This window comes from Rhizobium sp. P2_G9 (assembly GCF_056403475.1).
In genome coordinates, this window is sequence record NZ_JBFUFK010000002.1 from 247,948 (window position 1) to 260,987 (window position 13,040).

General features: G+C 60.5%; 15 protein-coding genes. 8 read left to right on the forward strand and 7 right to left on the reverse strand.

Going from position 1 to position 13,040, the window contains the following annotated elements:
* The first annotated feature begins 39 nt into the window (after positions 1–39).
* Together AC1DYF_RS02910 and AC1DYF_RS02915 are read left to right on the forward strand one after the other, a co-directional pair.
* Positions 40–321: a type II toxin-antitoxin system RelE/ParE family toxin gene (locus tag AC1DYF_RS02910; protein WP_477875043.1), complete on the forward strand. Its 282-nt coding sequence runs from the start codon at positions 40–42 to the stop codon at positions 319–321.
* Between the two features lie 12 nt (positions 322–333).
* A complete protein-coding gene (locus tag AC1DYF_RS02915; RefSeq protein WP_477875045.1) occupies positions 334–660 on the forward strand; it encodes a HigA family addiction module antitoxin in 327 nt (108 codons plus the stop codon).
* A 3-nt stretch (positions 661–663) separates the two neighbouring features.
* Here the strand turns inward: AC1DYF_RS02915 and AC1DYF_RS02920 are convergent, their stop codons facing one another.
* From AC1DYF_RS02920 to AC1DYF_RS02945, 6 genes are all read right to left on the reverse strand, one after another.
* Complete coding sequence (locus tag AC1DYF_RS02920; protein WP_477875047.1) at positions 664–1,248, reverse strand: DUF2585 domain-containing protein; 585 nt, start codon at positions 1,246–1,248, stop codon at positions 664–666.
* Positions 1,241–1,915, reverse strand: coding sequence for a septation protein A (locus tag AC1DYF_RS02925; RefSeq protein ID WP_477875139.1), 675 nt, complete (start codon positions 1,913–1,915; stop codon positions 1,241–1,243). The genes AC1DYF_RS02920 and AC1DYF_RS02925 overlap by 8 nt, the downstream gene beginning before the upstream one ends.
* 63 nt (positions 1,916–1,978) lie before the next feature.
* Positions 1,979–3,490, reverse strand: coding sequence for a signal recognition particle-docking protein FtsY (gene ftsY, locus AC1DYF_RS02930; protein WP_477875049.1), 1,512 nt, complete (start codon positions 3,488–3,490; stop codon positions 1,979–1,981).
* 12 nt (positions 3,491–3,502) lie between these two features.
* Entirely contained in the window at positions 3,503–4,774 is a 1,272-nt protein-coding gene (mtaB, locus tag AC1DYF_RS02935; protein WP_477875051.1) for a tRNA (N(6)-L-threonylcarbamoyladenosine(37)-C(2))-methylthiotransferase MtaB, read from the reverse strand.
* On the reverse strand, positions 4,771–5,676 hold the full coding sequence (dapF, locus tag AC1DYF_RS02940; protein WP_477875053.1) for a diaminopimelate epimerase: 906 nt from the start codon (positions 5,674–5,676) through the stop codon (positions 4,771–4,773). Before dapF ends, mtaB begins: the two co-directional genes overlap by 4 nt.
* A gap of 102 nt (positions 5,677–5,778) precedes the next feature.
* Complete coding sequence (locus AC1DYF_RS02945) at positions 5,779–6,777, reverse strand: MBL fold metallo-hydrolase (RefSeq protein ID WP_477875055.1); 999 nt, start codon at positions 6,775–6,777, stop codon at positions 5,779–5,781.
* An 87-nt stretch (positions 6,778–6,864) separates the two neighbouring features.
* On the opposite strand from AC1DYF_RS02945, the gene AC1DYF_RS02950 reads away from it, so the two are divergent.
* The 6 genes from AC1DYF_RS02950 (at position 6,865) to trmD (ending at position 11,499) form a co-directional block, all read left to right on the forward strand.
* Positions 6,865–7,632, forward strand: a complete 768-nt coding sequence (locus AC1DYF_RS02950; RefSeq protein WP_477875057.1) for a hypothetical protein — start codon at positions 6,865–6,867, stop codon at positions 7,630–7,632.
* Between the two features lie 234 nt (positions 7,633–7,866).
* The gene (gene ffh / locus AC1DYF_RS02955; protein ID WP_477875059.1) at positions 7,867–9,432 is read left to right on the forward strand and encodes a signal recognition particle protein; all 1,566 of its coding nucleotides are present in this window, start codon (positions 7,867–7,869) and stop codon (positions 9,430–9,432) included.
* 11 nt (positions 9,433–9,443) lie between these two features.
* Positions 9,444–9,767, forward strand: coding sequence for a chorismate mutase (locus tag AC1DYF_RS02960; protein ID WP_477875061.1), 324 nt, complete (start codon positions 9,444–9,446; stop codon positions 9,765–9,767).
* Positions 9,768–9,803: 36 nt separating this feature from the next.
* The gene (rpsP, locus tag AC1DYF_RS02965; protein WP_477875062.1) at positions 9,804–10,157 is read left to right on the forward strand and encodes a 30S ribosomal protein S16; all 354 of its coding nucleotides are present in this window, start codon (positions 9,804–9,806) and stop codon (positions 10,155–10,157) included.
* Between the two features lie 100 nt (positions 10,158–10,257).
* On the forward strand, positions 10,258–10,821 hold the full coding sequence (gene rimM, locus AC1DYF_RS02970; protein WP_477875064.1) for a ribosome maturation factor RimM: 564 nt from the start codon (positions 10,258–10,260) through the stop codon (positions 10,819–10,821).
* Positions 10,822–11,499 (forward strand): tRNA (guanosine(37)-N1)-methyltransferase TrmD, encoded by a 678-nt coding sequence (gene trmD / locus AC1DYF_RS02975; RefSeq protein WP_477875066.1) that lies wholly within the window; start codon positions 10,822–10,824, stop codon positions 11,497–11,499. It begins immediately after the preceding gene.
* Between the two features lie 80 nt (positions 11,500–11,579).
* Here the strand turns inward: trmD and AC1DYF_RS02980 are convergent, their stop codons facing one another.
* Positions 11,580–13,034: an NCS1 family nucleobase:cation symporter-1 gene (locus AC1DYF_RS02980; protein ID WP_477875068.1), complete on the reverse strand. Its 1,455-nt coding sequence runs from the start codon at positions 13,032–13,034 to the stop codon at positions 11,580–11,582.
* Between the last annotated feature and the right edge of the window lie 6 nt (positions 13,035–13,040).

Genomic DNA, 13,040 nt, shown 5'->3' on the forward strand with positions numbered 1-13,040 from the left:
GTTGGTATCAATCTATGATACGTTCAGCATGAGCTTGGAATGATCCGGTCTTATAAGGACAAGCTGACCGAATCTATCGCCAACGGATCAGTGAAAAAGGGATTTCCGTCCGACCTTGTGCGGCGCGCGCAACAGCTCGTGACCTTATTGCGAATTGCTGAGGATCTAAGCGATCTGCGATCGCCACCTGGTAATCGCCTGGAAAAGTTATCCGGTGATCGTGAAGGCCAGCATTCAATCCGCATCAATAAGCAATGGCGCATTTGCTTTGTGTGGACTGAGGCTGGGCCTGATCAAGTTGAGATCGTGGATTATCATTGAGGTGTTCTCGTCATGAAAACTACAACGCTAGGCGACATGTTGCCGCCCATTCATCCGGGGGAAATCTTGAGGGAGATCTATCTCGAACCGCTTGAAATGACGCCTTATGCGCTTGCCAAGAAGCTGAAAGTTCCTCGCACGCGTATCGAAAGGATTGTCGCGGAAAAGATCGGCATTACCGCCGACACGGCTCTTCGTCTCGGCAGATTCTTCAGGACGACGCCACAGTTCTGGCTCAATATGCAGGCGAGCTATGACATCAAGATGGCCGAGGCGGCGTTGAAGGATCAGTTGGGCGAGATTCCGGAATTGGAAACATCGGATCAGCAAGCCGCCTGAATTCTACAGTGCCGACTGCCAAGCCTTGATCGCTTCGATCGGCCAGATCAGCATGATCACGTTGAGCGTCAAATTATCGCGGATGAGGATGCCGGTGGCAATCTCGGCTGTCAGCGCCAGAGTAACCGTTAGCCAGATGGGCAGCCGCCATGCCAGCAGGAAGCCGATGGCCATGAAGACCGTATCCATAGACGAATTGAGAATGGAATCGCCGACATAGTCATAGGCGATGGTGCCGGCGCGGTAGCGGTCGATGATGATAGGGCTGTTTTCCAGGATTTCCCAGGCGGTTTCGATCAGCGCGGCGATGCCGAGACGCAGTGCGATCGGCTGGCGACGCAGGAAGAGCCAGGTCAGGCCGTAGAACAGAAAGCCGTGAATAATGTGGCTTGGCGTATACCAGTCGGAAATCTGCTGGGAATTGCCGGAGGAGTGGACCGCAGGCTCGAACAGTTTGATCGTGCCGCAGGCGCAGGTCCAGACGCGGCCCATCTGGTGCTCGGTGACGATCTGGACCAGCAGAATGGCCAGAAGAATCAGCAGGCTATAGGCGATTTGCCGACGCCAATCCACATGGCTTTCAACCATTCGCGTCCTTGCCTTCGAGCGAATGCTTCATGATCAGTGGCAGCTGGGTGAGGGTGAACAGGAAGGTGATGGGCATCGTGCCCCAGACCTTGAAGTTGACCCAGAGATTATCCGCCGCCTTGACGTCCGGCAGGTAATACCAGTTGGCGCTACGCCAGACGACCTCGTTGAGGATAGCCAGGAAAACGAAGAACAGGCCCCAGCGCAGTGTCAGCTTGTTCCAGCCCTCATCGTCAAGCTGGAAAGCGGAATTGAACACATAGCCGAGCAGCGAGCGGCCGAAGGCGAGACCGCCAAGCAGAACGATGGCGAAGAGGCTATTGATGATCGTCGGCTTCATTTTGATGAAGGTCTCGTTCTGCAGATAGATCGACAGTGCCCCGAAAGTCAGCACGACGACGCCCGAAACGAGTGGCATCAGCGGCAATTTGCCGATCACCAATTTGGACACGACCAACGAAATGACGGTCGCGGCCATGAACAAAGCGGTGGCGACGAAAAGCGGTCCGCCGAGCGAGGCAAAGAACGGAAATTTCTTGGCGAGTGTCTCGCCATAGGCATTGCCGAAGAAGAAGACGAGCAGCGGGCCGAGTTCGAGCGCCAGTTTCAGCGCCACATTTTCCTTCGCCTGCCCCTGTGGCAGCTTGGTTTCGATGTCTCCGGCCATTGTCGTCTTTTCCATGAATATCAGCCGCCTCGCTATAGTCGCATGCGTAACGGCTGGAAAGCGCTATTTGTTCGCGGGAATGCCGGCGATCGCTTCGGCGAAATCCCTGGCATTGAAGGGTTCGAGGTCGTCCACGCCCTCGCCGACGCCGATGAAATAGACCGGCAGCTTGTGCTTGGCGGAGATGGCGACGAGAATGCCGCCGCGCGCCGTGCCGTCGAGCTTGGTCATGATCAGGCCGGAGACGCCGGCGACATTGCGGAAGATTTCCACCTGGCTCAGTGCATTCTGGCCGGTCGTGGCGTCGAGCGTCTGCAGCACGGTGTGCGGCGCATCGGGATCGAGCTTGCCGAGCACGCGGACGATCTTTTCGAGTTCGGCCATCAGCTCGGTCTTGTTCTGCAGCCGGCCGGCAGTGTCGATGATCAACACGTCGTGACCGCTGGCAAGGGCTTTTTCGTAGGCCTCATAGGCCAGGCCGGCGGCGTCGGCGCCGAGCTTGGTCGAGACAATGTCGGCTCCGGTGCGGTTTGCCCAGATATGCAACTGCTCGATTGCCGCGGCGCGGAACGTGTCGCCGGCGGCGAGCATGACTTTGAGGCCGCTACGCGTCAGCTTGGCGGCGAGTTTGCCGATCGTGGTGGTCTTGCCGGTACCGTTGACGCCGACGACGAGGATGACATGCGGCTTGTGGTTCAGGTCGAGTTCCAGCGGCTTGGCAACAGGGGACAGGGCTTTGGTGATTTCGCCGGCCATGATGCGGGTGACGTCTTCACCGGAGACATCCTTGCCATAGCGTTCCGAGGCGAGCGTATCGGTGATCCTGAGCGCTGTCTCGACGCCGAGGTCGGCCTGAATCAGCAGGTCTTCGAGATCCTGCAGCGTCTCGTCGTCCAGCTTGCGCTTGGTGAACAGCGAGGTGATCTGCGAGGTCAGCTGGGCGGAGGTGCGGGCGAGGCCTGAGCGGAGGCGCTCCAGCCAGGAGCGGCGACGCTCCGGTTCGACGGGCGCGTCCGTTTGCGCAATCCGGTCGGCGGCGCTGGCGAAGCCGGCCGGGAGGATTCGTTCGCCGGATTCCGGCCATTCCTTCGGGCTCTCGGGCTCAGCAATAATGGGTGCGACAGGCGTCGACGATTCCGCTGTTGGCGGTTCTTCATCCTCGATCGCCTGGCTGAATTCGGCTACCGAGTCGGCCTGGGCATCCGCCTCATCTGCCAGGTCATTGTCCTGCTCATCCAATTGATCAGGGATGATGAGCGTTTCGGCGGCTTCCGGCAGATCGCTGTCGTCGATGGGTTCCTGAATGGCGACAGGCTCATTAGAGTCTTCAGGCGTGGTCGCCGGCTCTTCCTCGATCGTCTCCTCGAAGGCAGCGATCGAATCGGCCTGCGCCTCCAGCTCAGACGCCACGTTCTCCTCGTCCTCGCGGTCAAGGTGATCGGGGACAATCAATGTTTCCGCGGCCTCGGGTAGACCGTCATCCGCCAGGGCGCCGGACTTTGCCTCCTCGACGGGAGTTGCCGGTTTCTCCTCCTTGCCGAAAGAAAAGATCTTCTTGATGAAACCGAGCGCCATGAATTCGTCCCGTCAGGCTGCTTCGCGCAGCGCTTCTGCGATCAGATGCTTGCCATTGTGGGCTGCAATGCGCGCGCGTGCAAGCGTGCGCGGCGGTAGGCCCATGCCATCGACAAGTGTGAAATTTTCCGTATGCGCCATGCCGGTGTTTTCGACAAGCATGCTGACACTCTTGCCGACCATGCCGGCGAGATGGGCGGCGTGAAGCGCCTCGCCCTTGGCGCGCAGGCGGGCGGCGCGGTCCTTGATCAGGCTGCGGTCCAATTGCGGCATGCGTGCGGCGGGTGTGCCTGGGCGCGGCGAATAGGGGAAGACGTGCAGCTTGGCGATGCCGCACTGCTCGGCCAGCAGAACCGAGTTCTCGAACATGTCTTCGGTTTCGGTCGGAAAGCCGGCAATGATGTCGGCACCGAAGCTGATCTCCGGCCGCAGGCTTTTCGCGCGCGCGGTGAAGGCGATGGCATCCTCGCGGCTGTGGCGGCGCTTCATGCGCTTGAGGATCAGGTTGTCGCCATGCTGCAAGCTGAGATGCAGATGCGGCATGAAGCGCGGCTCGTCGGCAATCAGGTCCCAGAGATGATCGTCGGCCTCGACGCTGTCGATAGAGGACAGTCTCAGCCGGCTGATTTCGGGCACATGCTTGAGAATCGACTTGCCGAGTTGCCCGAGCGAGGGCTGGCCGGGCAGGTCGGCGCCATAGCTGGTGGCGTCGACGCCGGTCAGCACGATTTCGCGATAGCCGCTCTCGGCCAGCATCTGCGCCTGGTCGACGACGGCGCCCATCGGCACGGAGCGGGAATTGCCGCGGCCATAGGGGATGATGCAGAAGGTACAGCGATGGTCGCAGCCGTTCTGCACCTGGATGAAGGCGCGGACATGGCCGTCGATCAGCTTTACCATCTGCGGCGCGGTCTCGCGCACGCTCATGATATCGTTGACGACGAGTTTTTCCGAGGCGGCGACGCCGAAATCGGGCAGGGCACGATAGTGCTCGGCCTTCAGCTTTTCCTCGTTGCCGAGCACGGCATCGACTTCAGGCATCTCCGCGAAGGCTGTACCTTCGGTCTGGGCGCCGCAGCCGGTGACGATGATCCGGGTTTCGGGGTTTTCGCGGCGAGCGCGGCGGATTGCCTGGCGGGCCTGGCGGATCGCTTCGCCGGTGACGGCGCAGGTGTTGAAAATGAGCGCGTTGTTGAGGCCGGCTTTGCCCGCCTCCGCCTTGATGATTTCGGATTCATAGGTGTTGAGCCGGCAGCCGAAGGTGATGACGTCGACGCCAGTCACTGGGCTGCTTCCCCCTGAGCTGCCGCCTCCCGGACATCACGCATATAGGCGCCGGTCGCGGGATCGAGCGTGCCCGACCATTCCCATTCCGCCGCACCCGTCATCACCACATGATCGTCGTCGCGCCAGAGGATGCGAACCATACCGCCGCTCGGCACGGTGATCTCAACGTTGCGGCCGGTACGATCGGTACGGGCGGCGGAGACGCCGGTGGCGCAGGCGGCCGAACCGCAGGCAAGCGTCAGGCCCGCGCCGCGCTCCCAGGTGCGGATATCGATCTCATCCTTCGACTTGACGCGGGCGATGGTGATGTTGGCGCGCTCCGGAAACATCGGATGGTTTTCAAGCAGCGGGCCGAAGCGCTCGAGCTCATAGTCCCAGACATCCTTGTCGACCCAGAAGATCGCATGCGGATTGCCCATCGAGGCGACCGAGGGCGAATGCAGGACGGGATTGTCGATCGGGCCGATCTGCAGTTCGATATGGCGCGTGTCGTGGAACTCTTCCGACAACGGAATCCTGTTCCAGGCGAATTCCGGTGTGCCCATGTCGACCGAGATCAGGCCATCGTCATGCTCCTCGGCATTCAGGATGCCGGCGATGGTCTGGAAGGTGAAAGTCTTGCGGCCGGTTTCGGCAGCCAGCGCCTGAACGACACAGCGCGTACCGTTGCCGCAGGCCTGGGCAAAGCTGCCGTCGCAATTGAGAATATCGATCCAGGCGTCGGTGCCCTCGGCCTTCGGGTCGTAGATCGCCATGATCTGGTCGAAAGCGGTGTCGGGATCGGCGGCCAGTGCGATGGCAGCCTCGGGCGTGACCTTGTCCTTGCGGCCACGCATGTCCACGACCAGGATTTTGTTTCCCAGTCCGTTCATCTTGGCGAAGGGTACGTTGGTGGTCATCTGCTTAAGGCCGCGACAATTCAACAGTTAGTGTGAATATCAACATTTTGTTGAATTTCTATATGGAGGAAAGCTGGTCGAAATGCCAGCCCTGCACCCGAATCAGATTTCCGGCACATCGAAGGCTTCGCCCGGTCTCAGGGCGCGGAATTTTTCAGGCCCGATACCAGCCTTTTCCAGCGCGGCGTCAAGCGCTTTGACCGGTTCTTCGACATATTCGTCGGTCAGCTTGAACGTCCCCCAGTGATGGCCGACTGCATGCGCGGCGTTTGCGAGCTGCATGCCGGCAATCGCCTCTTCCGGGTTCTGGTGCTGCGGTTTCATGAACCATTGTGGCTCATAAGCACCGATCGGCAGGATGGCGAGGCGGAAGCCGCCGTGCTTTTTCGCTGCCGCACGATAATTGATGCCCTCGTGGAAGCCGGTATCGCCAATATGGTAGATTTTGCCGGCTGGCGTCTCGATTACGAAGGCCGCCCACAGCGCCATGCGGCGGTCGCGTGAACCGCGTGCCGACCAATGGTGACAAGGTTCGGTGTGGATGACAATGCCGTTGCCGCCCAGTCGTGTGGCGTCATCCCAATCCGTCACGGTGATCCTGGCATCCGGCGCGGCCCTGCGGATGAGCACGTCATTGCCGAGTGGCGTGACGATCTGCGGCTTGTGCCGTGAATGCAGCGCCTTCAGCGACGCCAGGTCGAGATGGTCATAATGATTATGGGTCACGAGGATGAGGTCGATCGGCGGCAAGTCGTCGAGCGATACGCCTGGCGGATTGCGCCGCTTCGGCCCGATGAAGGAGAAGGGGCTGACGCGCTCGGACCAGACCGGGTCGGTGAGGATATTGACACCGGCCACCTGGATCAGCAGGCTGGCATGGCCGATCATCGTCACCCGGAGGCCGGTACCCCTCACCTGTGGCTCGGGCTTCGCGCCGGCAAATGGACTCGGATAGAGTTGCGGCCATGTCTCGCCTCGGCCGTTCATCTGCCATTTCAAGAGCTCCCGGAAGCCGAGCGGCTTGATGCCGCCGGGATTGAAGAAGCGCCGGCCGTTGAAATGGTCGGATTTCGGTCCGTTGTAATATATATTATCCGGCATGCTGCTCCCGCGTCGCTCTGTCCATTGCCTGCTCCACCAAGCTATGTAATTGCTTGCATGATAAAATTCGAATGCAAGCGGACTTAAATGATCGAATTCGACAAACTGATCTATCTCGACGTCTACAAGACAGGCAGCACGCATGTCTTCGATGTCCTGAAGAAGGTTACCGGCAAGAAGCCGGTCAAGGTCAGCCGGCATTCGTCGATCACCGAAGTCCACCCGCTGCGCTGGAAGGGCGGCAAGTTCGTCTTCGCCACCATCCGCAATCCCTGGGACTGGTATGTCAGCCTCTGGTCTTTCGGCACGAATGAGGACAAATCCTTCTACCAGGCCGTTGTCGAGGCGGCAGGGCCGGATCTGGCGCCGAGGCTTTATGATCATGCCAATCCTTCAGTCTCCTTTCCGCTCTGGCTGAAGTCGATCCACGACCCGGCCTTTATCGCCAGAATGAAAGGCAAGACGCTGGCGACATCGCGCATGACCGAGGTTGCCGGCGTTTATACCTATCGCTTCATGCGCATCACGACACCGTTTCCATCGGTCTTCGTGCGGAAATGGAATCTCGGTTCGATCGACAAAGCCATCGCCTATCAGCAGCGCTGGGCGATGTATGATGAAATCTACAAGAGCGAGACGCTTGATGAGACGCTGCAAAAATTCGTCGGCGAGCGCGGCGCACAATTGGGCTTCAAGGAAAATGCGCTCAAGATCGTCAAGCGCAACGAGGCTGAACACAAGAATACCTCAGTGCGCAAGCTCGCGACCTATCGGGATTATTACACCGACGAGCTGATAGAACTTGTCGCCAAGCGCGACCGACTGATCGTCGATATGTTCGACTATCAGTTCTGAATAGCCCCAGCGGACGAAAAAACCACCGGCGCTTGACTTTCCCAGGTATTTACTGTTTAAGCCCGCCCGATCTGCCAGTCCGAGACGAGACCGAGCAGCCGACCGGGGCAAAGATCCCGGAGGTCAACACCCGACAGCGCGTGGCGCCCTCGGGTGCTTTTTGGTTTTGTCTCTTGTTTCGGTCGGGCATGACACCGATGTTCCGGGAAAGATTTTCCGGATGAGGATGATGGAATGTTTGAGAGCCTTCAGGAACGCCTAGGCAGCATATTGAACGGATTGACGGGCCGCGGGGCGCTGTCGGAAGCCGATGTTTCCGCAGCTCTGCGCGAGGTTCGCCGTGCGCTTCTGGAAGCCGACGTGGCGCTCGAAGTCGTCCGCTCCTTCACCGATCGCGTCCGCGCCAAGGCCGTCGGCGCCGAAGTCCTGAAGTCAATCAAGCCCGGCCAGATGGTCGTCAAGATCGTCCATGACGAACTGGTCGAAATGCTGGGCTCCGAGAGCTCCACCGTCGATCTCAATGCGCCCGCGCCGGTCGTCATCATGATGGTCGGCCTGCAGGGCTCGGGCAAGACCACGACCACCGGCAAGATCGCGCTCCGGCTGACCAGCCGCGAGCGCAAGAAAGTGCTGATGGCCTCGCTCGATACGCGCCGTCCGGCGGCGCAGGAGCAGCTTCGCCAGCTCGGCGTGCAGACCAATGTCGATACGCTGCCTATCATTGCCGGCCAGTCGCCGGTCGATATTGCAGCACGCGCCGTCCAAGCGGCCAAGCTCGGTGGCCATGACGTCGTTATCCTCGACACCGCTGGCCGCACCCATATCGATGAGCCGTTGATGATCGAGATGGCGGAGATCAAGCGGAAGGCCAATCCGCATGAAATCCTGCTCGTCGCCGACGCTCTGACCGGTCAGGACGCCGTCAACCTCGCCCGCAATTTCGACGATCGCGTCGGCATTACCGGCCTGGTGCTGACCCGCATGGACGGCGATGGCCGTGGCGGCGCGGCACTTTCCATGCGTGCCGTGACCGGCAAGCCGGTGAAGCTGATCGGCGCCGGCGAAAAGATGACGGAACTCGAAGAGTTCCATCCGCGCCGTATCGCCGACCGCATCCTCGGCATGGGCGACATCGTCAGCCTGGTCGAGCGCGCTGCCGAAACGATCGATGCGGAAAAAGCCGCGGCCATGGCCCAGAAGATGGCCAAGGGCAAATTCGACCTCAACGATCTCGCCGAACAGCTCGGGCAGATGCAGAAGATGGGCGGCATGGGCGGCATCATGGGCATGCTGCCGGGCATGAGCGGCATGAAAGACAAGCTGGCGGGCGCCGGCTTCGATGACAAGGCGATCAAGCGCCAGATCGCCATCATCTCCTCGATGACCAAGGCCGAGCGCATCAATCCCGATATTTTGAAACATTCGCGCAAGAAGCGCATCGCCGCCGGCTCCGGCACCGATGCCGCCGAGATCAACAAGCTCTTGAAGATGCATCGCGGCATGGCCGACATGATGAAGGCCATGGGCGGTGGCAAGGGCGGCGGCATGATGAAGCAGATGATGGGTGGCCTGGCCAACAAAATGGGTCTCGGCGGGATGATGGGCGGCGGCATGCCGGACCTTTCCAAAATGGACCCGAAGCAGCTCGAACAGCTTGCCAAGCAGGCGGAAGCCGCCGGCATCAAGCCCGGCAGCCTGCCCGGTCTTGGCTCCGGCGGCCTGCCGGGTCTCGGCGGACCCAAGCTGCCCGGCCTTGGCGGCGGATTTCCCGGCCTTTCCGGCCTGCCGAAGAAGAAGTGAGGAACGGATTGATGAGCGATCCGGAGATAAGGACCCAGCTCGCCGGCTATCGCCGGTCGATCGACAATATCGACGCGGCGCTCGTGCATATGCTGGCCGAACGCTTCCGCTGCACCAAGGCGGTGGGCGTACTGAAAGCGACTTATGATTTGCCGCCGGCCGACCCGGCGCGCGAGGAATACCAGATCAACCGTCTCCGGCAGCTCGCCAAGGACAGCGATCTGGACCCTGATTTTGCCGAGAAATTCCTGAATTTCATCATCAAGGAAGTCATTCGGCATCATGAGGCAATCGCTGCCGATATCGGCGGCATCAAGGAGAATACCGCTTCGTGAGAGGCGGCCAGCGACACAAAGATCAAGGAGAACAAGATGTCACTGAAAATTCGTCTCGCCCGCGGCGGCTCCAAGAAGCGTCCGTATTACCATGTCGTCGTTGCCGATGCGCGTTCGCCGCGTGACGGCCGCTTCATCGAGAAGCTCGGTTCCTGGAACCCGATGCTTGCCAAGGACGACGCCGCCCGCATCGTGATCAACGGCGAGCGCGTCAAGCATTGGCTCGACAACGGCGCCCAGCCGACCGACCGCGTTCTGCGCTTCCTCGACGATGCCGGCCTTGCCAAGCGCGAAGCCCGCAGCAACCCGGCCAAGGGCGAACCGGGCAAGAAGGCCCAGGAACGCGCCAAGGAAAAGGCTGCCAAGGCTGCCGAAGCCGCCGCTGAATAATCGGCTTGCCGCAATGCAACAAAAATCCTCCGCGCGGGCTCGCGCGGAGGATTTTGTTTTTGCTATAGTGAGATCATCTGACCTTTGCCGGATCGCGCGCATGAACACCAAGAAACCTGAAGTCATCCTCGAAAACCCCGTGCTGATGGGCGTGATTGGTGCGGCGCAGGGTCTGCGCGGCGAGGTGCGGGTAAAGTCCTTCACCGAGGATCCTATCGCCATCGAGGAATATGGCACGCTCTACGGTGCCGATGGCCGTTCCTTCGAAATCCTCGATGCGCGGCTGCAGAAGGAAGTCGTCATTCTGCGCTTCCGCGGCATCAACGATCGCACCGAGGCCGAAAAGCTCAACGGTACCGAGCTCTATGTCGAGCGCGATACTCTTGATGACGACGAACTGGATGACGAGGAATATTTCTATGCCGACCTGGAAGGCCTGGAGGCGCTCGATGCCGAGGGTAATTCCTACGGCGTCATTTCGGCGATCTTCGATTTCGGAGCCGGCGATATTCTGGAACTGACCAAGGAAGGCAAGCGGGCGCAGCTCATCCCCTTCTCGGAAACTTCGGTGCTGGAGATCGATTTCGAGGGCGGAACGATCCTGATTGATCCCGTGGCGGCCGGTCTCGTCGAGGACGACGACAAAGACGGGAAGCAAGGCTGAATGGCCTTCCGCGCCTCCATCCTGACGCTCTATCCGGAGATGTTTCCCGGTTTTCTGGGTGAATCGCTTTCCGGCAAGGCGCTGCAACGTGGCGACTGGTCGCTCGAGGCAGTGCAAATCCGCGACTTCGCCACCGACAAGCACAGAAGCGTCGATGACACTCCAGCCGGCGGTGGCGCCGGCATGGTGCTCAGGCCTGACGTGCTGGCCCGCGCCATCGATTCGGTTGCCGAAGATGGCCGGCCCCGGCTGCTGATGAGTCCGCGGGGAAAGCCGCTGAGCCAGGCGAGGGTGCGCGAGCTTGCTGCCGGCGAGGGCATCGTCATCATCTGCGGCCGGTTCGAGGGTGTCGACCAGCGGGTAATCGATGCACGTCATCTCGAAGAGGTTTCCATAGGCGACTATATATTATCCGGCGGCGAGCCCGCTGCTATGGTGCTGCTCGATGCGGTGGTCCGGGTGCTGCCGGGCGTGATGGGCAATCCGGACTCCGGCACGCATGAGAGTTTTGAGCATGGCCTGCTCGAACATCCGCACTATACGCGGCCGCAGGTTTTCGAGGGGCTGGAAATCCCTGATATCCTGACCTCCGGCAATCATGCGAAGATCGACAAATGGCGGCTGGAGCAGGCCCGGAAGCTGACCGCCGAGCGGCGGCCGGACCTTTTGGGTGACTGAGGCGCATCGCGCCTGTTTTAGCACGTAGAATATGCTCGAAGAAAATGCCCGGCCGAAGCCGGGCATCTGTATTCAGATCGTCATTCGGCGGCTTGCGTCATCTTCTGCCGTGCGCCGATCCGCAGGGCATAGTAGACCACRCCGCCGATCGCCACGCCGAAGAACCAGCCATAGGTTCCCCACCATGCCGGCAGGATGCTGGTGAAGGTCGGCAGGATCGATGAGAACAACGCGCCGATGACGAAGGCGATGAAGGCATTGGCGTGCCAGCCACCCTGGAACTTGAATTCGCCTTCCTCGCGATAGAGCGCCTCGACATTGAGACGGCCGCTGCGGATCAGATAGTAGTCGACCATCATGACGCCGAAGATCGGACCCATGGTCGAACCGATGAAGTTGACGAAATGCGCCGCGCCCGTGTCCCAGGGCGCGAAGGGATAAAGCACCAGCGCAATCGCCGCCGCGATATAGCCGCCGCGCTTGAAGCTGATCTGGCGCGGGAAGACATTAGAGAAATCGAAGGCCGGCGAGACGAAATTGGCCACGACATTGATGCCGAGCGTCGCCACGGCAAAGGTCAGTGCCGCGAGCAGCGCCAGGAACCAGTTGTCGAATTTGGCCGAGATTGCATCCGGATGCAGCAGCACGTCGCCATAAACCTTGTAGGCGGCCGTCGTGGTAACGCCGGCGACGAGGCAGAAGGCGAGCAGGTTGATCGGCAGACCCCAGAGATTGCCGGTCCTCAGCGTCTTCACATCCTTGGCGTAACGCGAGAAATCGCAGAAGTTCAGGTAGAGCGCGGCGAAATAGGTGATCCAGGTCGCGGCCACGGCACAAAGTGCAGCGAAGGAGCCGGGATCACCCGGCACGCCGGCATCCTTGGTCTTGGCGAGCAGCACGTCATGCGGGATCTCGCTGCCGAAGGAGAAGGTGCCGGAGCGGATGACCAGGTAGATCGCCAGGAGAAGCATCATGATCCAGACCGCCGGTCCGGCCCAATCCTGGAATTTCCGCACCGTTTCCATGCCGCGCTGGATGATCAGCAATTGCAGCGCCCAGACGATGACGTAGCAGATGACTTCCAGCGTCGAGTGACCGAGCATGTGGCTGTTCTGATGGAAGGACAGCATGCCGGGGCTGCGGATCAGCAGCGCGACGATGGCGCCGGAGGCGGCGGATGTCTGTGCACCATACCAGAAGCACGCGACGATGGCGCGGACCAGCGCCGGCACATTGGCGCCGAAGGTACCGAAGGAGGCGCGGGCCAGAACCGGGAAGGGCACGCCGGTCTTTACCCCGGCATTGCCGACCAGGCTCATCAGGCAGAAAATCACCAGCGAGCCGATGCCGATGGCGAGGACGAAATTGATGAAGCTGCCGCAGAGCAGGAAAAGGCTGGCGGCAAGATAATAGCCCCAGAGGCTATGAACGTCCGATGTCCAGACGTTGAAGATACTGAAGGCGCCCCATTTTCTGTCTTCTGCGGGCGCAAGGTCCTCGTTATATAACGAGGGTGATGGATTGCTGATGGTCATGGTCAG